The sequence below is a fragment of the Conexibacter woesei DSM 14684 genome (genome assembly GCF_000025265.1).
GTDB classification, from domain to species: Bacteria; Actinomycetota; Thermoleophilia; order Solirubrobacterales; family Solirubrobacteraceae; genus Conexibacter; species Conexibacter woesei.
This window is the reverse complement of record NC_013739.1, coordinates 4,501,001-4,523,303: the sequence shown is the minus strand read 5'-3', so window position 1 is coordinate 4,523,303 and position 22,303 is coordinate 4,501,001. Positions and strand designations below refer to the sequence as shown.

Sequence of the window (22,303 nt, the reverse complement as noted above, 5' to 3'; positions counted from 1 at the left end):
CACTGAACACCGGAGAGATGATGAGACAGCTGAGGACGACGTGGCGCCAGCTCACCCTTGCGATTGCGACTGTCGCGTTGGTCGCGACGTTCGCCGCCTGCGGTGGCAGCGACTCTGGGGGGACCGCCGACAACGTCAGAACGACGTCTGGTGGCGAGCTCGCCGAGATGACCAAGGCGACGCTCGTGCTCGACTTCGTTCCCAACGCCGTCCACGCGGGCATCTACCGGGCATTGGCAGCCGGCTACTACAGAGACCACAACATCGATCTGCGCGTGATCCAGCCGACCTCGACCGCTGACACGCTGCGCCTCATCAACGCGAACAAGGCCGACTTCGGCCTCGCGGACGGCCTCGACGTCGCCAACCAGATCGGCGAGGGGCTCGACATCGAGGCGTTCCTGGGGATCGTCCAGCGGCCGCTCGGCGGCGTCATCACGCTGGAGAGAGACAACATCGCCTCCGGCAAGGACTTCGAGGGCAAGACCGTCGGCGTCACCGGCGTGCCGTCCGACAACGCAACGCTCGACACCGTCGTCAGAAACGACGGCGGCGACCCGTCGAAGGTGAAGGTCGTCACGATCGGCTTCAACGGCGTGCAGAACCTCCAGAACGGCAAGGTCGCCGGCTTCATCGGCTTCTGGCCCTCCGACGGCGTCCAGCTCGACGTCGACGGCTTCCCGACCAAGAGCTTCAAGCTCGACGAGAACGGCGGACCGGTCTACCCGGGCCTCGTCGCCTTCTCGACCCAAAAGCACATCCAGCAGGACCCGGCGCTGATAAGAGCGTTCACGGCCGCGACGGTCCAGGGCTACGAGGACACGATCAGAGACCCGCAGCAGTCGCTGGCGGACCTCCTGTCGGAGAACAAGTCGCTCAGAAGAGACCTGACGGCCGCGCAGCTGAGAGCGTTCGAGCCGCTGTTCCAGGGCGACGCCGCGCGCTTCGGCACGCTCGACCCGAGAAACGTCGAGGCGCTCTCGAGCTGGATGGTCGACAACAGACTCGCGAGAGAGCCGTTCACGCCGGAGCGCTACGGCGGCGACAGATATCTCCCTGCGGCCGGCGGATCATGACCGCCGCCGCTCCCGCCAAGCTCTGCGTCGAGGACGTCGGCAAGCGCTTCGCCGGTGACGAGGGCGAGACGGTCGTCGCGCTCGCGGGGGCCGATCTGCGGATCGCTCCCGGCGAGTTCGTCTCGATCGTCGGCCCGAGCGGCTGCGGCAAGTCGACGCTCTTCAACATCGTCGCCGGCCTGACGCGCCCCACCCAGGGGCGCGTCCTGCTCGACGGCGAGGAGCACGGCTCGATGCTCGGCCGCGTCGGCTACATGCCGCAGAAGGACCTGCTGATGCCGTGGCGCTCAGTGCTCGACAACGTCACTCTCGGGCTGGAGATGGGCGGCGTCTCGCGCAAGGACGCACGTGAGCTGGCCCGCGCCGAGCTGGGCCGCTTCGGGCTCAAGGGCTTCGAGAGACGCTGGCCGAGCAACCTGTCCGGCGGCATGCGGCAGCGCGCCGCGCTGCTGCGCACGTTCCTCGCCGGCCGTGAGCTGATGCTGCTCGACGAGCCGTTCGGCGCACTCGACGCGCTGACGCGGCAGACGATGCAGGAGTGGCTGCTCGACGTCTGGGCCGCCGACCGCAAGACGATCCTCTTCATCACGCATGACGTCGAGGAGGCGATCTACCTGTCCGACCGCGTCTACGTGATGTCGGGCCGGCCGGGACGCGTGCAGCAGTGTGTCGAGATCGACCTGCCGCGCCCGCGCACGTTCGAGATCCACAGCTCCCCGGAGTTCGTGGCGCTGAAGGAGAGACTGCTGCGGCCGCTGCACGAGGCGTCGCGCCGCCAGCTGGAAGAGGTGGTGGCCTGATGTCCGCCGTGCAGAGCGCCGCTCCGACGCGCGAGAACGGCGCGAGCGAGCAGGCGCGGCCGTCGGCCGGCGCCCGCATGCGCACCATCGCCGGGCACGTGCTCCCGCCGCTGCTCTTCCTGATCGCGATTCTGGTGATCTGGCAGGTCGGCGTGAAGGTCAGCGGCACCGAGGAGTCGACGCTGCCGGCGCCGACCGACGTCTTCAGCGCGATGTGGGACAACCGCACGCTGCTGGCGGACAACGCGTGGGTGACGATCAAGGAGATCCTGATCGGCTACTCGCTCGCGATCGTGCTCGGCGTCGGGCTCGCGGTGCTGCTCGCCAGCTCCGTGCTCGCCGAGCGCGCGATGTACCCGTGGCTGGTCGTCTCGCAGATGGTCCCGATCCCGGCGATCGCGCCGATCCTCGTGATCTGGACCGGCTTCGACATGCGCCCGAAGGTGATCGTGATCATGCTCGTGAGCTTCTTCCCGATCGCCGTCAACACGCTCGACGGCCTCAAGTCGACCGAGCCTGAGCTGCTGAATCTGCTCAAGACGCTCGGCGCCGGCCGTTGGAAGCGCTTCCGGACCGCGCAGCTGCCGAGCTCGCTGCCGTTCCTCTTCTCGGGCCTGAAGATCGGCGCCGCGCTGTCGGTGATCGGCGCGGTCTTCGCCGAGTGGGTCGGCGCAGACGCAGGCCTCGGGTACCTCATCCTGACGCTCAACAACCAGGTCGCGACCGCAGAGATGTTCGCGACGATCATCGTGCTCGCCGCCATCGGCATCGCGCTCTTCGGACTGGTTCGCCTGTTCGAACGACTGCTGCTGCCGTGGTACCACGCGGGCCGCAAGGAGAACAACGCTTGACTGGGATGGAGGCGGCGAACGCCGCCGCGACGACCGTCGTCCGAGGCGCGTGGGTCCTCAGCATGGATCCCGCCCGCGAGCTGCTGCGCGACGGGGCGGTCGCATTCGACGCCGGCGGCGAGATCCTCGCCGTCGGACCGTGGGAGGAGCTGCGCGAGCGCTTCTCCGGCGCGGAGGTCGTCGGCGACGGCAACGGCATCGTCCTGCCTGGCTTCGTCAACTGCCACACGCACCTCACCGAGGGCCTGATCACGGGCATGGGCGAGACGGCGTCGTTGTGGGAGTGGTTCGACCGCGTCGTCGAGCCGGCCGGTCGCGTCACGACACGCGAGGACGTGCGCGTCGGAACGAAGCTCAAGGGCGCCGAGATGCTGCTGTCCGGCATCACGACCGTCAACGACATGTCCTGCCACCGCAACCTCGGCTCGCTCGCGTCGCTCGGCGCGGCGGACGGCCTGGTGGAGATGGGGCTGCGCGGGATCGTCTCGTTCGGCGCCGAGAACCTCTACGACGGGGCGCCCGGCGAGGACGTCTTCATGGCCGAGCACGAGGCGCTCGCCGACCGCCTGTCGAGCGAGCCGCTGGTCGGCTTCCGGCTCGGCATAGGGACGATCCTCGGCGTCAGCGACGAGCTGATGACGCGCAGCGTCGCGGCGTGCGCCGAGCACGGCTGGGGCGTCCACACGCACCTCGCGGAGGTGCGCGAGGAGGTCACCGAGTCGCGTCACAGATACGCCGGCCGCACGACGATCGAGCACTCCGCGCACGTCGGGCTGCTCGACCACGAGGTGATCGCCGGCCACTGCATCTGGTGCGGCGAGCACGACCTCTCGCTGCTGGCGGCGAAGGACGTGGCGGTCGCGCACAGCCCGGTCGCGAACATGATCCTCGCGTCGGGCGTCTGCCCTGTGCCGCGCCTGCGGCGCGAGGGCGTCCGCGTCGGGATCGGCACCGACGGCGCCGCGTCCAACGACAACCAGGACATGTTCGGCGCCGTGAAGGCCGCGGCGCTGCTGCAGAAGGTCCACCACCTGCGCGCCGACGCGATCACCGCGATCGACGTGATGCGGATGGCGACGATCGAGGGCGCCCGTGCGCTCGGGCTCGACCGTGAGGTCGGCTCGCTCGTCGCCGGCAAGCGCGCCGACGTGACGCTGCTCGACGGCAACACGCCGGAGCTGGCGGCGATCCACGATCCGTGGCAGCAGGTCGTCTACTGCGCGACCTCGCGCTGCGTCAGCCACGTGTGGGTCGACGGGGCGCCGCGCGTCGCCGACGGCCGGCTCGCGCAGCAGGAGCTGCGCGAGATCGTCGTGGAGGGGCGCGAGCAGGCGATCGACCTCGCCGAGCGCGCCGCGCTCGGCGGCGAATCGGTGCTGACGGGGGGCGAAGGACGTGCCTTTCCGGCCTCCGCGCGCGAGGAGACAGTAGGCGTCGTGTAGGAGCGCCTTCAGTTCAGGGCACCCGCGTCCGATACTCCGGAACATGAACAGCGGAAGAGGACGGATCAGACGCGGGTGGGCCCTGGCGAAGCAGAGCTGGGCGGTGCTGCGCGCCGACAGATCGCTCGCGCTCTTCCCAGTGATCGCGGGCTTTGCGATGCTCGCGGCGGCGCTCGTGATCGCGGGCCCAGGTGTCGTGCTGATAGCGACGGACACGGCGGCGCCTGTCGCCTTCGTGCTGTGGGCGATCGCGATCTACGCGCTCGGCTTCATCGGCATCTACTGCAACGTCGCGCTCGCCGCCGCTGCGGCGAAGGCGCTCGACGGCCATGACACGACGCTCGCCGACGGCTTCTCGGTCGCCCGCGAGCGCAAGGGCCTGATCGCCAAGTGGGCGGCCGTGCAGCTGACCGTCGGCGTGCTGCTGCAGCTGATCGAGTCGGCGTTGGAGCGGACGCCGATCGGCCCGATCGTGAGCATCCTGATCAGCGGCCTCCTGAACGCGGCCTGGACGATCGCGACCTTCTTCGTGATCCCGGTGCTGGCGCTGGAGGGGCTCGGCCCCAAAGACGCGCTGGCGCGCTCGGTCGGCGTCGTCAAGGAGCGCTGGGGCGAGGGCTTCGTCGGCTCCGCCTCGATCGGCGGCATCATCGTCCTGGTCGGCGTCCTGCCGTCGATCGCGATCGGCGCGCTCGGCGTCGCCGCGGCCGGCTCCACGCCCGCGCTCGGCGGCGTGCTGATCGCGATCGCCGTCGTAGGCCTCGTGCTCGCCATGCTGATCGGCTCGACGCTCAACGCGATCTTCCGCGTCGCGCTGCTGCGCTTCGCGACGCAGAACCAGGTCGCCGCCGGCTTCGACCGCAACGCGCTCGAGCACGCGTTCGCGCCGAAGCGCGGGCGGCGCTAGCAGCAGCCTTGCATCCGTCCACCATCGATGCGAACATGTGTTCGTGTCCATGGTGGTCTGCACGCTCTTCCCCCGCTTCCAGCTGACGGTCGCCGCGGGCGACCGCGAGGAGCTGCTGCGCGCGCCGGCGGCGCTCGCGCCGGAGGCCGGCCGCGAGGCGCGCGTGGGGGAGGTGTCGCTGGCGGCTGAGGCGTTCGGCGTCCGGCCCGGGATGCCGCTCGGGGAGGCGCTTGCGCGCTGCCCGGGGCTCGCACTCGTGCCGCCCGACCCTGCCGGCGTCGCCGACGCGTGGGAGCGGCTGCTGGTGCGGCTGGAGTCGATCGGGGCGGCGGTCGAGCCGGAGCGGCCGGGGCTCGCCTGCTTCCAGGCACAGGGCCTGGTGCGGCTGCACGGCGGAACGCTCGAACGCGTGCTGGCGGCGGCGCGCACGGCGCTGCGTCACCCGGCGCGGATCGGGACCGGCCCGTCGCGCTTCTGCGCGCTGGCCGCCGCGACCCGTGCGCGGGCGCGCAAGCCGCAGATCGTGCTCGGCGACGAGCGGACCGCGCGCGACTACCTCGCGCCGCTGCCTGTCGCGCTGCTGCGCGGTCGCGAGGAGACGGCGGCGCTGCCGGAGCCGCTCGCGCGGCTCGGCGTCGAGACGCTGGGGGAGCTGGCGCAGCTGCCGCGCGCGGCCGTCGCGGACCGCTTCGGCGCACCGGGCCTGCTCGCGTGGGAGCTGGCGCAGGGGCGCGACGGCGCGCTGCGCCCGCGCGAGCTGCCGGAGCGGATCGAGGAGGAGCTGGAGCTGCCGGAGGCGCTCGCCGGCACGCAACTCGACCATGCGCTCGGGCTGCTCGTCGACCGGCTGCTGGCCCGGCGCGAGCGTGACGGGCGCACGCTGCGGGCGGTCGTGCTGGCCGCGACGCTCGTGGAGGGCGGCACGTGGCGCGAGCAGGTGCCGTTCCGCGAGGCGCTCGCCGACCCGGCGCGGATGCGGCTGGCGCTCACGCCGCGGCTGGCGCTGCTGCCGGCGCCGGCGGAGCGGCTGCGGCTCACGGCGGTGCGCTTCGGCGCGGTCGCGAGCGACCAGCGCTCGCTGCTCGACGAGGCCGAGACCGCGCGGCGCGCACGGCTGCGCGAGGGCGTGCGCCAGGCGCGTGCAGCCGCCGGGCCGGACGCCGCGCTGCGCGTGCTCGCCGTCGATCCCGACTCGCGCGTGCCGGAGCGGCGCGCTGTCCTGACGCCGTTCGAATGAGCCCGCCGTCGCGATCTCGCGCAGCCGCGGCCGCTCTCGCCTCTCGTGCGAGGGGTGCTGTCGCTTCTGTTCCCGCCGCTCGCGCGAGGGCCACCGGTTCCGCGCCTGCTGCCCGCGTGGGGGCCGCTTCCCGCGCGGCGCCGGTTCCCGCCGCTCGCCGCCACCGGCTCGCGACGCCGCGCCGCGCGCACGTCGATGCCGACCCGCGGGACGGCCGGCCGCTCGTCGTCGACGCGCGCGAGATCGACGCCGTGCGGGAGTCGTGGCTGATCGAGGACCGCTGGTGGAGCGAGGCGCCGCTGCGCCGCCGCTACTGGGAGGTCGTGACGACGTGCGGCCGCAACGTCGTCGTCTTCCACGACCTGCGCGAGGGCGGCTGGTTTCGGCAGCGGTGATTGCGCCGTCGCCGCGCCGTCCGCCCGCCCGCTCGCACCGCCGCCCCGCACCGCCCGCCCGCTCGCACCGCCGCACCGCCCCGCTCGCACCGCCGCTCCGCCCCGCTCGCACCGCCGCTCCGCCCCGCTCGCACCGCCGCTCCGCCCCGCCCGCCCGCGCCGGTGCGCCCGCCGCCCGCCCGCTCGCACCGCCCGCTCGCACCCCGGCCCTTCGCGCCGCCGCGCCCGCTCAGCGCGGCTCGCGCACGATCCGCACGACCGAGCCGTCGGTCGCGCGCCAGACCATCTTCGTCGGGAACGCGTCCTCCGCCTGGCGCGCGACGTTGAACGAGACGATGTTGTCCTGCACCGGGACCGTCAGCGTCAGCTCGGACGGGTAGACCTCCGCCGGCCGGTGTCTGCCGCGATCCGCCCGCTGCGCGAACGTCGCCTCGATCGTCCTGACGCCGTCCGGGACGAAGCCGGTGACAGCCGAGACGTCCTGCGGCGCGGTGACGCTGTCCTGCGCGGTGCCGAAGAGGCCGTGTCTGCGGAACCAGTCGAGGTCGACCCCGCCTCCGCCGCCGGCGAGCTGGCCGTCGGGGCCGCGCTCGAAGTGGTAGATCGCCTCCTGCTTCGGGAAGCCGCCGGCCGGGTGCTCCTCGCGGTTCAGTCGCGCCTCGTCGCGCAGCGTCATCCGCCGCAGTCTCGGCGGGGCGCCGTCGAGCAGCAGCATCAGCTGCCGATGTCTCTCGCGCAGGCAGGCGCGCGACAGTGGGTCCCGCAGCCCGCGGTCCTGCGCGACGACGAGATAGTGCTCGCGACCGTTCGCCGCTCGTGCCATGCGGATCCAGTCGAGGTACACGCCGCGCGCGCCGAGCATCCGCAGGCCGAGCGCGTCCTCGGCGATCCGGTCCTGCGGGATCGCAGGCCGGCGCAGCAGCTCGAACGTCCCCAGCAGCTCAGCGCTCGGCGCCGCGTGCGTGAACGTCGTCTCGCGCGAGAGCTCCTGGCGGCAGGCCGGATCGCGCTGCATCGCTCTCGTCGCCGCGTTGATCAGGTCGGTCGAGCGCCGCTCCTGGCGCTCCGCGGCGGCATCGCTGCTCGCTGTCGCCACCGTGGCGCCACCGCCGCGTGCCGCCGCCGCGCTGCCGAGTGCCGCCGCGCCGCCGCGGCTCGCCGCGGCACCGGGCGCGCCGCCGGTCGCGGCGGAGGCGATCGCGGCGCCGTAGCCGCGCTGCGGCGGCCGGGCGTCGCGCACGGTTCGCACGACCGAGCCGTCGACCGCTCGCCAGATCATCGTCGTCGGGTACACGTCCGGCGTCTCGCGCGGGACGCGGAACGACGCGACGTTGTCCTGCACCGGAAGCGTCAGTCTGACGTCGGAGGGATAGATCTCCGCCGGCCGGTGGGGGCCGCGGTCGACGCGTTGGGCGTAGAACAGCTCGATCGTCTCGACGCCGTCGGGCAGCAGCAGCCCGATGAGCGAGCTGAAGTCGGGCAGCTGCCGCGAGATCAGCACCCCCTGCGCGCGCAGCGAGGCGAGCGTGCCGCCGCGAGTGCCGCCGGCGAGCGTGCCGTCCTGCCCGCGCTCGAAGAGCGTGACGACCTCCTCGTCGGGAAAGCCGCCCGGCGGGTGGTCGCGGCGGTTGACCCGCTCCTCGATTCGCAGCGCGGCTCGGCGCAGGTCGGCGCTCGCGCCGTCGAGCAGGGCGAGCAGCCGGCTGTGTCTCTCGCGCAGGCAGTCGCGCGACAGCGGCGCGGGGTGGAACTCCCGCTGCGCGGGGACGACGTAGAACTCGCGGGCGTCGGCGGCGCGTGCGAGCCGGATCCAGTCGGCGTAGACGCCGTCCGCGGTCAGCTGGTCGTAGCTGAACGCCTGCTCGGGCACGTTGTCGGCGGGGATCGGCGGGCGGCGCATGACGATCAGCGCCGCGCGCAGCGCCTCGCTCGGCGTCGCGTGCGTGAAGGTCGCCGGCGGCCGCGGCGTCTGCCGGCATTCGGCGCGCTGCGCCTGCGTCTCCCGTCCCGCCCGCCTGACGAGACCGGCGGCACGTCGTTGGAGACGCAGCGCGGCTGCATCTCTCTTCGTGATCGACGGATGTGCGCCGGGACTGGTGGCGCTCGCGGGCCGCGGCCCTCCCACGAGCAGACTCGCGAAGGGCAGCGCGAGCAGGGTGAGGACGCTCAGGAGCGGACGACGCATCTGCCCACCGTATGGCACGTAGCCGCTGTCTTGCAGCGCTCGACCAGGTTTCTGTGGCCTCCGCGGACGCCGCGTCGAGTGGACGATCGTCCGCCCTCTATGCGAACATGTGTTCGTGTCGTACGTCGAGCTCCACGCCCATTCGGCCTTCTCCTTCCTGGACGGCGCCTCGCTGCCGGACGAGCTGGCAGCGGCCGCGGCGGAGCTGGGTCACGAGGCGCTCGCGCTGACCGATCACGACAACATCTGCGGCGCGATGGAGTTCGCCCGCTCGGCGCAGGCGCTCGGCCTGCGTCCGATCCACGGCGCCGAGCTGACGCTCGACGACGGCCGTCACCTGACGCTCCTGGTCGAGAGCGAACACGGGTGGCGCAATCTCTGCCGGCTCATCACGCTCGCCCACGCGCACACGCGCGGGGCGGACCGCGTCCCCGCGCGCACACGCGGGGCGGAGCCGGGAGACCTCGCGCGCGCTGAGGGGGACGCGCGAGGAGGACGCGCAACGGGGGAGCCGGAGGCGGGGACGCCCGTCTCCGGCGCGCGTCTGGGGGCCGACGGCGACGCGCTTGCCCACTCAAGCGCCGTCTCCGGCGCGCGTCTGGGGGCCGACGGCGACGCGCTTGCCCACTCAAGCGCCGTCTCCGGCGCGCGTCTGGGGGCCGACGGCGACGCGCTTGCCCACTCAAGCGCCGTCTCCGGCGCGCGTCCGCAGGCGCGCGAGGACCCGCTCGTCGCGGCCGCGTTGCCGGGCGCTCGCGCCGCCGGCCGCACGCGGCCGCGCACGCGTCAGGCGACCGATCCGTTCGTCTCGCTCGCCGACGTCGCCGCGCACGCGGAGGGGCTCGTCTGCCTCAGCGGCTGCGCCGCGCACGGCGTGCACGACCTCGACTCGCTGCGGCTGCTGCGCCACGCGTTCGGCCGCGACCACCTCTTCGTCGAGCTGCAGCGGCCCTACCTGCGCGACGACCGCGCGCGCAACCGCCGCCTCCAGCAGTTCGCGCGCGAGCTGGAGCTGCGCTGCGTCGCGACCGGCAACACCCACGCACACGCGCGCTCGCGCGGTCCGCTCCAGGACGCGCTCGTCGCGGTCAGACTGCACACCACGCTCGACGCCTCCGAGCCCGGCCGGCGCGGCAACTTCAGCCACGTGCTGACCTCGCCGCAGGCGATGGCGGCGCGCTTCGCGGCCGACCATCCCGACGCCGTCGCCGAGACGGCGCGGCTCGCCGACCGGCTTCGCTTCGACCTCACGCAGGGGCTCGGCTACCGCTATCCCGGCGCCGAGGACGAGAGCGCCAACCGCAGACTCGCCGAGATCTGCGGCGACCGGCTCGCGGTCCGCTATGACGACGCGTCGGCGGCCGACCGGGCGGAGGCGCACCGGCGCCTCGACCAGGAGCTGCGGATCATCGACAAGCTCGGCCTCGCCGGCTTCTTCCTGCTCCACCGCGAGATGCTGGAGCTGGCGCGCGAGGTCGCCGTCGAGGTGCGCGGGCCGGACACGGCGCGCTCGCTGCTGCCGCCGGGCCGCGGGCGCGGCTCGTCCGTCTCCTCGATCGTCTGCTACCTGACCGGCCTCTCGCACGTCGACCCGGTCGCGAACGACCTCTTCATCGGCCGCTTCCTGAACGAGGACCTGACCGCGCTGCCGGACATCGACCTCGACTTTCCGCGCGACGTGCGCGAGCGGCTGATCCCGCGCATCCACGACGTCTTCGGCCACAGAAACTCGGCGCTCGTCGCCGCCTTCCCGACCTACCGCGCGCGTGGCGCGATCCGCGAGCTGGGCAAGGCGCTCGGCCTGCCGCCGGGGGAGATAGAGCGCGTCGCGCGCGGCTCGGAGGGCTGGTCGGCGCGCGACGTCGCCAGAGACGTCGCGACCGCGCTCGGCGAGCGGCGGCTCGCGAGCGGCCGCTGGCTGTGGCTGGCGCGGCTCGCCGAGCAGGCGCACGGGCTGCCGCGCCACCTCTCCCAGCACTCGGGCGGGATGGTCGTCGCGACGCGCCCGCTGAGCGACTGCTGCCCGATCGTCCCGGCCGCGATGGAGGGCCGCCAGATCGTGCAATGGGACAAGGACTCCTGCGCCGACGCCGGCTTCCTCAAGATCGACCTGCTCGGGCTCGGCATGCTGTCCGCCGTTGAGCGCGCGGTCGAGGCGATCGCGCAGACGCGCGACGAGCGGATCGACCTCTCGCGGATCCCTTACGACGACAGACCGACCTACGAGGCGATCCAGAACGCCGAGACGACCGGCGTCTTCCAGATCGAGAGCCGTGCGCAGATGGCGTCGCTGCGGCGCACGCGGCCCGCATCGCTCGAAGAGCTGACGATCCAGGTCGCGATCGTGCGGCCGGGGCCGATCCAGGGTGGCGCCGTCAACCCGTACATCGAGCGCCGCCAGCGCCTGCGCGTCGACCCCGGCTTCACGATCCCCTACGACCACCCGTCGCTCGTCGAGCCGCTGAAGGAGACGCTCGGCACGATCATCTTCCAGGACCAGGTGATCGAGGTCGCGATGGCGTTCGCCGGCTTCACGCCGGGGCAGGCGGAGGGGCTGCGGCGGGCGATGAGCCGCAAGCGCTCGGAGGCGGCGATCGAGGCCCACCACCGCAGATTCGTGGCGGGCGCGCTCGCCACCCACGACGACGTGACGCCGGAGCTGGCCGAGCGCGTCTTCCAGATGGTCCGCGGCTTCTCGGGCTTCGGCTTCCCGAAGGCGCACGGGGCAGCCTTCGGCCTGCTCGCCTACCAGTCGACGTGGCTGCGCGTCCACTACCCGACCGAGTTCCTCTGCGCGCTGCTGAACGAGCAGCCGATGGGCTTCTACCCGCCCGACGCGCTCGTCCACGAGGCGCAGCGGCGCGGGATCGAGGTGCTCGCACCGGAGATCAACGCGAGCGAGGTCGAATGCACCGTGGAGGTGGGCCCGCCCGCCGGCTCCGCGCCGCCCGCCGGCTCCGCGCTGCCGAACCGTGCAGGTCTACTGGTCCCACAGACCAGTAGACCTGCCCTGATCCCGCCAACCGCACCCACTGCGCCCGACCCACCCAGCCCGCGCGTCCGCATCGGCCTCGGCTACGTGCGCGGGGTGCAGGACCACGACGCGCGGGCGCTCGTCGAGGCGCGCGCGGCCGGCGGGCCGTTCCGCGACGTCGCCGACCTCGCCGCACGCGCGGGCGCCGGGCGCCCGGCGCTGGAGACGCTCGCCTGGTCGGGCGCCTGCGACGCGCTCGCCGGCGGCGACCGTCGCGTCGCGCTGTGGCGGCTCGGCGTCGCGGTGCCCGGCCGGCGCGTGCCAGGCGGGACGCAGCTCGCGCTGCCGCTGACGCTGCCCGGCGCGCCGGAGCTGCGTGCGCTGGGCGAGTGGGACGGGATGCTCGCCGACTACGACACGACTGGCCTGACCGCGCGCACCCACCCGCTGAGACTGCTGCGCCCGAGCCTCCCCGCCGGCACCGTCGCCAGTCGCGACCTCGCGTCGCTGCCGCACAACGCGCAGGTGCGGGTCGCCGGGATGGTCGTCGCGCGGCAGCGTCCCGGGACCGCCTCGGGCATCGTCTTCCTGCTGATCGAGGACGAGCACGGGACCGTCAACCTCGTCGTCAAGCCCGAGCTGTACGAGAGAAGCCGCCTGACCGTGCGGACCGAGCCGCTCGTGATCGCCGAGGGCAGACTGGAGCGCCACCCCGCCGCGGGCGGCGGCGTCAGCGTGCTGCTGCAGCGGATCGCGCCGCTCGACGTCCCCGACGGGCGGATGGGCAGAGTGATCGCGGTGAAGGACTTCTCCCCGCTCGACGAGGCGGAGCGCCAGGCGGTCGAGAGCCATCGCGCGGCGGCCGCGGGCGGCGGCGGTGGCAACGACTTCCGCGCCGTCGCGCCGGAGGTCATGAACTTCGGCCGCGGGCGCTCGCGATGAGCCGCCGACAGTTCACCCTTCCATTCCGTGGTGCGGAGAAGGTAGGGTCGCTCCGATGCTCGCAACGGTCGCGTTCCTCGCGTTCTGGATCCTTGTCGGACTCGCGCTCTTCTTCATCGCGATGCGCCGTGGCCCGAGAGGGAAGCACGTCGCTGCCGAGGGAGAGGGCCGCGGCAGCCGCCGGGCGATCCTCACCTCGTTCCTCGTCTTCTACGTCGCCGTCGGCATCGCGGTCCCCGCGCTGCTGATCACCGGCAACGAGGACAACGCCGACGCCCACGTCGGCGGCACGCAGATATCGCTGACGAAGCAGGAGGTCAAGGGCCGCGAGCTGTTCGGGCAGAGATGCGCGAACTGCCATGTGCTCGCCGCCGCCGAGTCCGAGGGGCCGGTCGGGCCGAACCTCGACCAGCTCAGACCGCCGGCCGAGCTGGTCTACGACGCGATCGTCAGAGGCCGGCAGCGCGGCGGCGGCACGATGCCGGCCGGGCTGCTCGAAGGCAGCCAGGCCGAGGACGTCGCCGCCTTCGTCGCCGCCACCGCAGGCCGGTGAGCGACCGTGGACGCCGCGCACGCGCGCGAACTGCTCGCCCGTGAACGCGCGCGCACCGAGCGCGAGCTCGCCGAGCTGACCGCGGACAGCGGCGAGAGCGAGGAGCTTTCGCACGTCGACCAGCATCCCGCCGACGAGGGGACCGAGCTGTTCGAGCGCGAGCGCGACGAGGGCCTGGCCGAGCAGCTGCACGAGCAGCTCGCCGCGATCGCGCGGGCCGAGCAGCGCGTCGCCGACGGCACGTACGGTCGCTCGATCGACAGCGGGGAGCCGATTCCCGACGCCCGCCTGGAAGCGGTCCCGTGGGCGGAGCGGACCGTCGCCGAGCAGGCCGCGTACGAGCGCGGTCGCTAGCGCGCGGCGCGCCCGCCGTGCCGCCACCGGCGCGCCCGCAGCGCCGCCACCGGCGCGCCCGCAGCGCCGCCATCGGCGCGGCTTCCGGCGCGCTTCGGTAGGGTGCTCCGCCGTTCCGGCCGGGGCTTTCCATAAGATCCTCCGGATGCCGGCAAAATGCTGCAAGCCGTTGGTAGGATCGTCACGTCATACCGCTGAATTCCCGTCTGCCGCACGGGAAGCGGGGGACCCACGACAACGGGGCGAATCGCGTACCTGCGCGTAGCGCCGCTCTTTCGGTGCGAGCCCGTCAGCTAACCCCGCAAGCTCGAGAAAGAGGACCGAACCACATGCCAACCGCACAGGCTCCGTCGCGTCGCGAGCGAGCCGACACCCAGCAGGGCGAGCGCCGCACGATCGTGATCCGGGGCCAGGTCGCCCCGCCGTCGACGCGCCGCCACGACTACGAGTACGAGACGACCGCGCGTCGTCATCGCCCTCGCCGCGCGAGCGAGCGGATCGCCGGGACGCGTCCCGACCGCGCCGCGATGTACGCGGTGCTGATGGGCGTCTTCCTGATCCTGATCGCGATCCTCACCGCCTCCGGCGCCTGACCGAGTCGACGCGCGCGGCGGACGCGCGGGCCTGATCAAGCCGCCGCCTGCGACACGCGGGCGGCAAGCACACACGAAACTGCTCATACATGGCGTAAATGCAGCCGTGAGCCTGCATTTAGGTCGCGTACGTATAAGGGACACCAACGCTGCACTCGCGCGTCGCGCCTCTCACGCGATGCGCATCCCCGTATCCAGACACCACTGGTGATCCCATGAAGACAGCGATGAGCCGGTTCCAGATCCACGACGACCTCACCGCGCCAGAAGGGTCCGTGCCAGTGCTGCGGGGCGCCCTCTCGACCGGTGGTCAGCTGCCGAACTTCCTCGGCGCGCTCGCGGGCTCGCCGGCCGCGCTGCGCGGCTACGCGCGCTTCCGCTCCGAGCTGCGCCACGGCCACCTCGAACTGCACACGCTCGAACGGATCGCGCTCGGGGTCGCCGAGCACTACGGCTCCGCGCCCGGGCTGGCGATGCACGCCCGCGCCGCGCGCGCCGCCGGCCTCGGCCTCGACGAGATCGAGCTGGCGCGCGACTTCGGCTCCGCGGACGAGCGCGAGGCCGCGCTGCTGCGCTACCTGCGCGCGCTCGTCGTCGACGGCAGACCGCCGATGCACCTCCACGAGGAGGCACGCGAGGCCGGCTGGCACGACGAGGAGATCCTCGAGGCGATCGCGATCGTCGCGCTCGAGTCGCTCGCGGCGATGGTCAACGTCGCCGGCGAGGTGCCGGTTGACGGCTCCGTCGAGCAGTCGCGTACGCTCGCCGCCGCCTGACGCCCCGCCCGCCCACGCCCGCGCCCGCCACCCGCGGGGTCGTCCCGCCTTGGTGTCGCAGGACGACACCAACCCAGGACGACCGGCGTAACATCGTCGGCATGGCGAATGCCGACGACGCCTGCTGTCCGCACTACCACGAGGCGATCGAGTTCCTCGGCAAGCGCTGGACGGGCGCGATCGTGCGCGTGCTGATGCACCGCTCGCCGCAGCGCTTCTCCGAGATCGCCAACGCGGTGCCGGAGCTGTCGGACCGGCTGTTGTCGGAGCGGATGAAGGAGCTGGAGGCGCGCGGCGTCGTCGTGCGCACCGTCGTCCCGGATCCGCCCGGCGGCGGGCCGACGCGCGTCGAGTACGCGCTGACCGGGATGGGGCGCGAGTTGGAGCCGGCGCTCGAAGCGCTCGAGGCGTGGGCGCAGCGGTGGCTGCCCGACTGCGACGGCGCCTCCCGGTAAGGTCCCGTTCCCGTCGCAACCGCCGAGACCGCCAGGAGCCCCGACCGATGACCGACGCCACGCCGCTGACCGCTGACGACGTGCTCCGGCTGGTAGAGGAGCGCGACATCCGCTTCATCCGTCTGTGGTTCACCGACATCCTCGGGCAGCTGAAGGCGTTCTCGATCAACAGCAGCGAGCTGTCCGACGCGTTCGAGGGTGGGATGGGCTTCGACGGCTCCTCGATCACCGGCTTCAACGCCGTCGAGGAGTCGGACATGATCGCGATGCCCGACCCGACGACGTTCGCCGCGCTGCCGTGGCGGCCCGAGGAGCAGGGCGTCGCGCGGATGTTCTGCGACGTCCAGACGCCTGAGCAGACGCCGTACGAGGGCGACCCGCGCCACGTCCTGCGCCGCGCCCTGGACCGCGCGAAGGCGATGGGCTTCGACGACTTCATGGTCGGGCCCGAGCTGGAGTACTTCTACTTCAAGGACCCGAAGACGCCGGAGCCGCTCGACGAGGGCGGCTACTTCGACCTCACCACGCTCGACGCCGGCTCGGACCTGCGGCGCGACACGGTGCTCGCCCTGGAGCAGCTCGGCATCCACGTCGAGTACACCCATCACGAGGTCGGCCCCTCCCAGCACGAAATCGACATGCGCTACGCCTCGGCGCTGAAGATGGCCGACGACTGCATGACGTACCGCATCACGGTCAAGGAGTACGCGCGCAACTACGGCATCCACGCGACGTTCATGCCGAAGCCGCTGTTCGGCGAGAACGGCTCCGGCATGCACACGCACCTGTCGCTCTTCAGAGACGGCAGAAACGCGTTCTACGACGCGAACGACCAGTACTACCTGTCCGACATAGCGAAGGCGTTCATCGCCGGCCAGCTGCGCCACGCGCGCGAGATGAGCGCGATCTTCGCCCAGTGGGTCAACTCCTACAAGCGGCTCGTGCCCGGCTACGAGGCGCCCGTCTACGTCGCCTGGTCGCGCCGCAACCGTTCCGCGCTCGTGCGCGTGCCGATGTACCACCCCGGCAAGGAGCAGACGACGCGGATGGAGCTGCGCTGCCCCGACCCCGCGTGCAACCCGTACCTGACGTTCGCGGTGCTGCTGCAGGCGGGCCTGGAGGGGATCGAGCACGGCTACGAGCTGCCGGAGCCGATGGAGAAGAACCTCTACCACCTCGCGCCGGACGAGCGCCGCCGGCTCGGGATCGAGCAGCTGCCCTCGACGCTCGGCGAGGCGATCGAGCTGACGGCCGACTCCGAGCTGGTCCTGCGCACGCTCGGCGAGCACATGTTCAACCGCTTCGTCGAGATCAAGCGGCAGGAGTGGGACGACTACCGCGTGCAGGTCACGCAGTGGGAGCTGGACCGCTACCTGCCGGTTTTGTAGCCCACGTCTAACCCTCAGGTCGAGGGTTAGACGATCGCCGCGTCGTCCTCTTCGCGCTCGTCCTCCGCCGTCGCGCGGCGGTGGCCGAGCGCCGAGGGCCACCAGACGCGGTCGCCGGCGTCGAGCACGATCGCCGGCACGAGGATCGAGCGCACCACGAACGTGTCGAGCAGCACGCCGACGGCGATCGTGAAGCCGATCTCGGTCAGCACGACGAGCGGCAGCACGGCCAGCGTCGAGAACGTCCCAGCGAGCACGATGCCGGCCGAGGTGATCACCGCGCCGGTGACTGCGAGACCGCGCACCGTCCCCAGCCGCGTGCCGTGCTGGTGTGCCTCCTCGCGCACGCGCGCCATCAGGAAGATGTTGTAGTCGACCCCGAGCGCGACGAGGAAGATGAACGCGAACAGCGGCAGGCTCGGGTCGACGCCCTCGAAGCCGAACACCTGCATGAAGAAGAAGGCGCCGATCCCGAGCGCGGCGGCGTAGGACAGCACGACCGTCGCCATCAACAGCAGCGGCAGCAGCACGGCGCGCAGGATCGCGGCGAGGATCAGGAAGACGACGAGCAGCACGAGCGGGACGATCACGCGGTTGTCGCGCGCGGTCGAGACGCGCAGGTCGCGCTCCTCCGCGGTCGGCCCGCCGACGAGCACGTCGGGGCCGCCGGCCGCCTTCGCGGCGTCGCGCAGCGGCGGGATCACGTCGAACGCCTGCTCGCTGTAGGGGTCGGCCTCCAGCGTCACGCTCAGCCGCTCGCCGGCCTGCGGGTCGCGCTCGACCGGCAGCACCTGCGCGACGCCCGGCACCGCTCTGAGCGCGACGGCGACTCTGGCGGCGGCGCCGGCGGGCGCGTCGGCCGGCACGATCACCGACGTCGGTGCGTTCGCGCCGGCCGGGAACGACTCCGAGATCAGCTCCTGTCCCTCGACCGACTCGACCGAGCCGCGGAACGAGTTGCCGCTCGTGAGGTCGGAGTTCATCTGCGTCAGCCCGAGGCAGAGCACCAGCAGCGCGACGGTCGTTCCGATCCAGACGCGCCGCGGGCGCACGCGGATCCGCTCGCCCAGCCGCCGCCACCAGCCGTGCGTCTCGTCGGTTCCGGCGCCGCCGTACTGCGGCACGAACGGCCAGAACGCGCGCCGGCCGGTGATCGCCAGCAACGCCGGCAGCAGCGTCAGCATCGCGACCATCGCGAGCGCGACGCCGAACGCGGCGACCGGGCCGAGCCCGGCGGTGCCGTTGACCTCGGCCAGCGAGAGGCACAGCAGCGCGACGATCACCGTCAGGCCGGATGCGATCACCGCCGGGCCGGCGCGGCGCAGCGCGATCCGCACCGCGTCGTGCTTGTCCTCGTGGCGCCGCAGCTCCTCGCGGTAGCGGGCGACGAGCAGCAGCGCGTAGTCGGTCCCGACGCCGAACACGAGCACGGACAGGATCCCCGATGTCTGCCCGTTGATCGTCACGCCCGCCTTCGCCAGCCAGTAGCCGACCCCGCGCGCGATCACCTCCGCGAAGATGACGGTGAAGAGCGGGATCGCCCAGAAGATCGGGCTGCGGTAGATCAGGATCAGCAGGATGAAGACGAGCGACGCGGTCGCCAGCAGCAGCGTCCCGTTGATCTGCTCGAAGACTCTGACGGCGTCGGTCGCGAAGCCGGCCGGCCCGCTCACCTTCACCGCGAGGCCGGGCGGGACGTCCTCGTGGACCCGGTCGCGCAGCGCGTCGGTCGCGTCCGTGAGCGTGTTGTCGGCCGTTGGCCCGCTCGTGTCGATCTCTGCGATCAGCAGCGCGGCGTCGCCGTCTCTGGAGAGGATCGGCGGCGGGATTCTGGACGTCCCGCGCGGAGGATCCTGGTTTATCGCGATCCGGTCTCTCGCGATCGCGGCGCGGTCGGCGGGCTCGAGTCCGCCGGCGCGGCGGTAGACGATTACGGCCTCGGTCTGCTCGCCGGACGGGAACGTTCTGACCGCCTCCAGCGCCTTGACCGATTCGGCCTTGCCGGGCAGGAACGAGACGGGGTCGTTCTCCTCGACGTCGGTCAGTCTGCCGGCGAACGAGCCGAAGACCACGACCAGCACCAGCCAGACCGCGAGCACGACGAACTTCGCGCGGTGACCGGCGGCGACCGTCAGGAGCTGGCGGGCGGTGGCGATCCGCGGATGCTAACCGCGCGTGGGGGTGCCGTGCGCGATTTCCAGCATTTCGGGTACGCGCACCAGCTTCACGCGCGGACGGCTGTGCGGCTCGCCGAGCGCTCTCTCGTGTGCGTCGATCGTTCTCCAGCCGTCCCAGCCGACGAGATGGGGCACGCGCTCGGCCAGCCAGGCGGCGACCTCGTCGCCGTCGCACGTCGCCGGCTCCGGTACGCCGAGTCGGCCGGCGTCACGGTCGGCGACGATCAGGTCGACCGTCTCGTGCGCGTCCTTCTTGTTCGTGCCGATCACGCCGCTCGGCCCGCGCTTGATCCAGCCGACGGCGTACTCGCCGGTCGCCGGGGCGCCGTCGTCGCGGATCACGCGGCCGCCGTCGTTGCGGATCAGGCCGCGGCGCTCGTCGAACGGGATCCCCGGCAGCGGGACGCCGCGATAGCCGATGCTGCGCAGCACCAGCCCGCAGTCGATCGTCTCCTCGGCGCCGGTCGCGACCGCGCGCAGGCCGCCGCGACCGTCGGGCTCCAGCCGGTTGACGCCGACGCGCAGCCCGGCGACGGCGTCATCGGCGTCGCCGAGGATCTCCAGCGGCGAGCGCAGGAATCTGAGGCTCACGCGGTGGCTCTTGCCGAGCGGCTCGCGGCCGGCGTACTCCCACAGGATCTCGACGTTTCTGCGATGCGTCTGGTCGGCGGCGTCGGACGCGAGCCAGGCGGCGCTGTGGGGGTCCAGCTCGACGTCGGCGGGGTCGACGATCACGTCCGCGCGGCGCAGCTCGCCCAGCTCCAGCAGCTCGGGGTTGGTGAACGCCGCCTGCGCCGGGCCGCGGCGGCCGAGCACGACGACCTCCTGCACGCGCGCCTGCGCGAGCGCGTCGATCGCGTGGTTCGCGGTGTCGGTCGGCGCGATCTCCTCGGGGTCGAGCACGAGCATCCGCGCGACGTCGATCGCGACGTTGCCGTTGCCGATCACGACCGCGCGCCGCGCGCTGAGGTCGAACTCGCGGTCGGCGTGCTCGGGGTGGCCGTTGTACCAGGCGACGAACTCGGTCGCGGCGTGCGACCCGGGGCGGTCCTCGCCGGGGATCCCGAGGCGGTTGTCGGTCGAGGTGCCGAACGCGTAGACGACGGCGTGGTAGCGCTCCAGCAGCTCCTCGCGCTGGACGTCGGTCCCGAGCTGCACACCGCCGAAGAAGCGGAACGCGGGATGTCTCGCCGTGCGCTCGTACGCGCGTGTGACTCTCTTGATCTTCGGATGGTCCGGGGCGACGCCTGCGCGCACGAGGCCGAACGGCGTCGGCAGCGCGTCGAACAGGTCGACCTCGAAGCCCGCCTGCAGCAGGAAGTCGCTCGTGTAGAACCCGGCCGGACCGGCACCTACGACGGCGACTCGCTGCGGGGTTGCCATGGGTTCAGACTAGATGATTGGTTCCGCGGCCGGTGTGGTCGGATGTGCGTGGATCGTGGATGCCGGGCGTCGCCCGCCGAGCCGACATCGTGGCAGCGCCACTCGTGGGCTCGGCGGGTGGCGATCCGGCGCCGCGAGGCGCGTGCAGACGGCCGTGCCGGTCGTGGAATCAGTCATCCAGTTCATCTCGGCGCGTCGCCGAGGGTGCGGCGCGCGCGCAGCGCGAGGTGGACGCCGAGCAGCGTGTCCGGATCGGCGAGCGAGGAGCCGAGCAGCGTCTCCAGCCGCGCGATGCGGTGGTAGAGCGACGGCCGCTCCAGCCCCAGCGCCCGCGCGGTCGCTGCCTTCTGGCCGCCGTGCTCGCAGTAGGACTCCAGCGTCGGCAGCAGCTTTGCCGCGCGTCTGCGGTCGTGCGCGAGCACCGCGTCGAGCCGCGCGCCGACGAACTCGTGCAGCGCCGGTTCGCCGCGCAGCGACGCGAACAGCCGGTCGACGTCCGGCGCGGCGGCGTCGTGCCATGGGCGATCGGGGACCTCGGAGGCGGCGGGCAGCGCCTCCAGCGCCTGCTCCATCGCGGCGCCCAGCTCGCTCCACGAGGTGACCTCGCGCCCGACGCAGATCACCGCGCCGCCGGCGCTGCCGAGCTGGCGCTCGGTCTCCGCACGCACGAGCCGCGCGGCGCGCTCGGCCGCCTCGGCGCGCGTCTCGCCTCTGCGCAGGCCGACGACGAGCAGCGCCTGGTCCTCGACGCCGCCGAGCAGCGCGGGCGTGCGGCGATGCTCCAGCTCGCGCCGCAGCTCGCGCCAGATCTGCACCCAGCGCGCGTCCTCGTCCTCGGTCAGGCGCCCGACGCGGCGCGCGCGGCGGCCGACGGCGAGCGGCAGCAGCGTCTCGGAGCGGAAGCCGAACGCGGCGGCGCGCGCGGCCGCCTCGGACTCGCCGACGCCGCCGCGCAACAGCTCGCCGAGCAGCGCGCCGCGCTCGCGGTGGGCGAGCGTCTCCTCGGCGCGGTCCTGGATCAGCGCGAGCCCGACGAGCGCGACCGCGCGCTCCAGCGCGACCTCGGCGAAGCCGTCCAGCTCGCGGTCGAGTGCGAGCAGCACGAGCGCGCCGCTGGGGCGCTCGGGGTCGCCGGAGGGGACCGGCCGCTCCAGGGCGGCCGGCGCGCTCGGCAGGCCGCGCGCGTGGCCGTCGAGCGCGGCCAGCAGGTCGCGCCGCGAGCGACCGTGCGCGGCGTGCGCGATCACGTCGTCGCCGCGTCGCAGCAGCACCGGGTTGCCGGTCGCCTCGGCGAGCGCGTCGAGCACTTCCGGCACGCCGGCGCCGCGCAGCATCAGGTCGGTGAAGCGGCGGTGCAGCTCCTCACCGCGCTGCATCAGCGCGAACTGGTTGTTGACGATCTCGGCGTGGATCGTCTCGGTCACCTCGACGAACGGGACCGGGCGGTGGAGCACGATCAGCGGCAGCTCGTTGCGCGCGCAGGCGGTCGCGAGCGCGGCCGGCGGCGCCGCGAACGTCGCGCCCAGCTCCAGCACCAGCCCGGCGACGCCGCGCGCCGCCAGCGCCGCCGCGGTCGCGCGCTGCTCCTGCACCCCGGCGCCGAGCCCGAGCCCGGTCGTCAGCAGCAGCTCGCCGCCCTTCAGCAGGCTCGCGATGTTCGGCACCTCGGCGGCGTGGACCCAGCGGATCGGACGGTCGAGCAGGTCCGCGCCGGCGGTCACCTCGGGCACGCCGCGACGCAGCACGGGCAGGTCGAGCACGTCGGCGATCGTCACGGTCACCTCTCCATCGTAGGTGACGTTCCGTCGGCTCACA

Annotated in this window: 18 protein-coding genes and 1 riboswitch; of the genes, 14 read left to right on the top strand and 4 right to left on the bottom strand. The window is 72.9% G+C overall.

Annotated elements, in window-relative coordinates:
- The first annotated feature begins 20 nt into the window (after positions 1-20).
- The 7 genes from CWOE_RS21360 to CWOE_RS21330 all read left to right on the top strand — a co-directional run bounded on the left by CWOE_RS21360 (position 21) and on the right by CWOE_RS21330 (position 6,708).
- Positions 21-1,076 carry an ABC transporter substrate-binding protein gene (locus tag CWOE_RS21360; RefSeq protein WP_012935721.1) on the top strand — a complete coding sequence of 352 codons (1,056 nt, stop codon included), beginning with the start codon at positions 21-23 and terminating at the stop codon, positions 1,074-1,076.
- Positions 1,073-1,876 (top strand): ABC transporter ATP-binding protein, encoded by an 804-nt coding sequence (locus CWOE_RS21355; protein ID WP_012935720.1) that lies wholly within the window; start codon positions 1,073-1,075, stop codon positions 1,874-1,876. The genes CWOE_RS21360 and CWOE_RS21355 overlap by 4 nt, the downstream gene beginning before the upstream one ends.
- Entirely contained in the window at positions 1,876-2,727 is an 852-nt protein-coding gene (locus CWOE_RS21350) for an ABC transporter permease (protein ID WP_012935719.1), read from the top strand. The genes CWOE_RS21355 and CWOE_RS21350 overlap by 1 nt, the downstream gene beginning before the upstream one ends.
- A gap of 5 nt (positions 2,728-2,732) precedes the next feature.
- Positions 2,733-4,169 (top strand): amidohydrolase family protein, encoded by a 1,437-nt coding sequence (locus CWOE_RS21345; protein WP_012935718.1) that lies wholly within the window; start codon positions 2,733-2,735, stop codon positions 4,167-4,169.
- A 43-nt stretch (positions 4,170-4,212) separates the two neighbouring features.
- On the top strand, positions 4,213-5,076 hold the full coding sequence (locus CWOE_RS21340) for a DUF6159 family protein (RefSeq protein ID WP_012935717.1): 864 nt from the start codon (positions 4,213-4,215) through the stop codon (positions 5,074-5,076).
- A gap of 49 nt (positions 5,077-5,125) precedes the next feature.
- Positions 5,126-6,313 (top strand): Y-family DNA polymerase, encoded by a 1,188-nt coding sequence (locus CWOE_RS21335; RefSeq protein WP_012935716.1) that lies wholly within the window; start codon positions 5,126-5,128, stop codon positions 6,311-6,313.
- A gap of 116 nt (positions 6,314-6,429) precedes the next feature.
- Entirely contained in the window at positions 6,430-6,708 is a 279-nt protein-coding gene (locus CWOE_RS21330; protein ID WP_012935715.1) for a hypothetical protein, read from the top strand.
- A 229-nt stretch (positions 6,709-6,937) separates the two neighbouring features.
- On the opposite strand, the gene CWOE_RS21325 is transcribed toward CWOE_RS21330, so the two are convergent.
- A complete protein-coding gene (locus CWOE_RS21325) occupies positions 6,938-8,893 on the bottom strand; it encodes a hypothetical protein (RefSeq protein WP_012935714.1) in 1,956 nt (651 codons plus the stop codon).
- Positions 8,894-9,008: 115 nt separating this feature from the next.
- Here CWOE_RS21325 and CWOE_RS21320 point away from each other — a divergent pair, with 115 nt between their 5' ends.
- The 7 genes from CWOE_RS21320 (at position 9,009) to CWOE_RS21290 (ending at position 16,928) form a co-directional block, all read left to right on the top strand.
- On the top strand, positions 9,009-12,809 hold the full coding sequence (locus tag CWOE_RS21320; protein ID WP_201447041.1) for a DNA polymerase III subunit alpha: 3,801 nt from the start codon (positions 9,009-9,011) through the stop codon (positions 12,807-12,809).
- Positions 12,810-12,864: 55 nt separating this feature from the next.
- Positions 12,865-13,362 (top strand): c-type cytochrome, encoded by a 498-nt coding sequence (locus CWOE_RS31180; protein ID WP_012935712.1) that lies wholly within the window; start codon positions 12,865-12,867, stop codon positions 13,360-13,362.
- Positions 13,363-13,368: 6 nt separating this feature from the next.
- Complete coding sequence (locus CWOE_RS21310; RefSeq protein ID WP_012935711.1) at positions 13,369-13,716, top strand: TraR/DksA C4-type zinc finger protein; 348 nt, start codon at positions 13,369-13,371, stop codon at positions 13,714-13,716.
- Positions 13,717-13,898: 182 nt separating this feature from the next.
- Positions 13,899-14,039: riboswitch (cyclic di-AMP (ydaO/yuaA leader) on the top strand.
- 6 nt (positions 14,040-14,045) lie between these two features.
- Positions 14,046-14,309, top strand: coding sequence for a hypothetical protein (locus CWOE_RS21305; protein WP_012935710.1), 264 nt, complete (start codon positions 14,046-14,048; stop codon positions 14,307-14,309).
- A 227-nt stretch (positions 14,310-14,536) separates the two neighbouring features.
- Positions 14,537-15,085, top strand: a complete 549-nt coding sequence (locus CWOE_RS21300) for a carboxymuconolactone decarboxylase family protein (RefSeq protein ID WP_236262136.1) — start codon at positions 14,537-14,539, stop codon at positions 15,083-15,085.
- Positions 15,086-15,186: 101 nt separating this feature from the next.
- A complete protein-coding gene (locus CWOE_RS21295; RefSeq protein WP_012935708.1) occupies positions 15,187-15,540 on the top strand; it encodes a winged helix-turn-helix transcriptional regulator in 354 nt (117 codons plus the stop codon).
- Between the two features lie 47 nt (positions 15,541-15,587).
- On the top strand, positions 15,588-16,928 hold the full coding sequence (locus tag CWOE_RS21290) for a glutamine synthetase family protein (protein WP_012935707.1): 1,341 nt from the start codon (positions 15,588-15,590) through the stop codon (positions 16,926-16,928).
- 26 nt (positions 16,929-16,954) lie between these two features.
- Here CWOE_RS21290 and CWOE_RS21285 read toward each other — a convergent pair whose 3' ends face one another.
- The 3 genes from CWOE_RS21285 to CWOE_RS21275 all read right to left on the bottom strand — a co-directional run bounded on the left by CWOE_RS21285 (position 16,955) and on the right by CWOE_RS21275 (position 22,269).
- On the bottom strand, positions 16,955-19,027 hold the full coding sequence (locus tag CWOE_RS21285) for an MMPL family transporter (protein WP_049793356.1): 2,073 nt from the start codon (positions 19,025-19,027) through the stop codon (positions 16,955-16,957).
- Between the two features lie 66 nt (positions 19,028-19,093).
- Positions 19,094-20,488, bottom strand: coding sequence for an FAD-dependent oxidoreductase (locus CWOE_RS21280; protein ID WP_012935705.1), 1,395 nt, complete (start codon positions 20,486-20,488; stop codon positions 19,094-19,096).
- Between the two features lie 182 nt (positions 20,489-20,670).
- Positions 20,671-22,269, bottom strand: coding sequence for a helix-turn-helix domain-containing protein (locus CWOE_RS21275; protein ID WP_041730776.1), 1,599 nt, complete (start codon positions 22,267-22,269; stop codon positions 20,671-20,673).
- Positions 22,270-22,303: the final 34 nt, after the last annotated feature.

Excerpts from the sequence above, each read along its gene's own strand:
- CWOE_RS31180 (WP_012935712.1), top strand. The coding sequence starts at position 12,865 with ATGCTCGCAACGGTCGCGTTCCTCGCGTTCTGGATCCTTGTCGGACTC.
- CWOE_RS21340 (WP_012935717.1), top strand. The coding sequence starts at position 4,213 with ATGAACAGCGGAAGAGGACGGATCAGACGCGGGTGGGCCCTGGCGAAG.
- CWOE_RS21325 (WP_012935714.1), bottom strand. The coding sequence starts at position 8,893 with ATGCGTCGTCCGCTCCTGAGCGTCCTCACCCTGCTCGCGCTGCCCTTC.
- CWOE_RS21300 (WP_236262136.1), top strand. The coding sequence starts at position 14,537 with ATGAGCCGGTTCCAGATCCACGACGACCTCACCGCGCCAGAAGGGTCC.
- CWOE_RS21335 (WP_012935716.1), top strand. The coding sequence starts at position 5,126 with ATGGTGGTCTGCACGCTCTTCCCCCGCTTCCAGCTGACGGTCGCCGCG.
- CWOE_RS21355 (WP_012935720.1), top strand. The coding sequence starts at position 1,073 with ATGACCGCCGCCGCTCCCGCCAAGCTCTGCGTCGAGGACGTCGGCAAG.
- CWOE_RS21290 (WP_012935707.1), top strand. The coding sequence starts at position 15,588 with ATGACCGACGCCACGCCGCTGACCGCTGACGACGTGCTCCGGCTGGTA.
- CWOE_RS21305 (WP_012935710.1), top strand. The coding sequence starts at position 14,046 with ATGCCAACCGCACAGGCTCCGTCGCGTCGCGAGCGAGCCGACACCCAG.
- CWOE_RS21360 (WP_012935721.1), top strand. The coding sequence starts at position 21 with ATGAGACAGCTGAGGACGACGTGGCGCCAGCTCACCCTTGCGATTGCG.
- CWOE_RS21280 (WP_012935705.1), bottom strand. The coding sequence starts at position 20,488 with ATGGCAACCCCGCAGCGAGTCGCCGTCGTAGGTGCCGGTCCGGCCGGG.
- CWOE_RS21295 (WP_012935708.1), top strand. The coding sequence starts at position 15,187 with ATGGCGAATGCCGACGACGCCTGCTGTCCGCACTACCACGAGGCGATC.
- CWOE_RS21345 (WP_012935718.1), top strand. The coding sequence starts at position 2,733 with ATGGAGGCGGCGAACGCCGCCGCGACGACCGTCGTCCGAGGCGCGTGG.
- CWOE_RS21350 (WP_012935719.1), top strand. The coding sequence starts at position 1,876 with ATGTCCGCCGTGCAGAGCGCCGCTCCGACGCGCGAGAACGGCGCGAGC.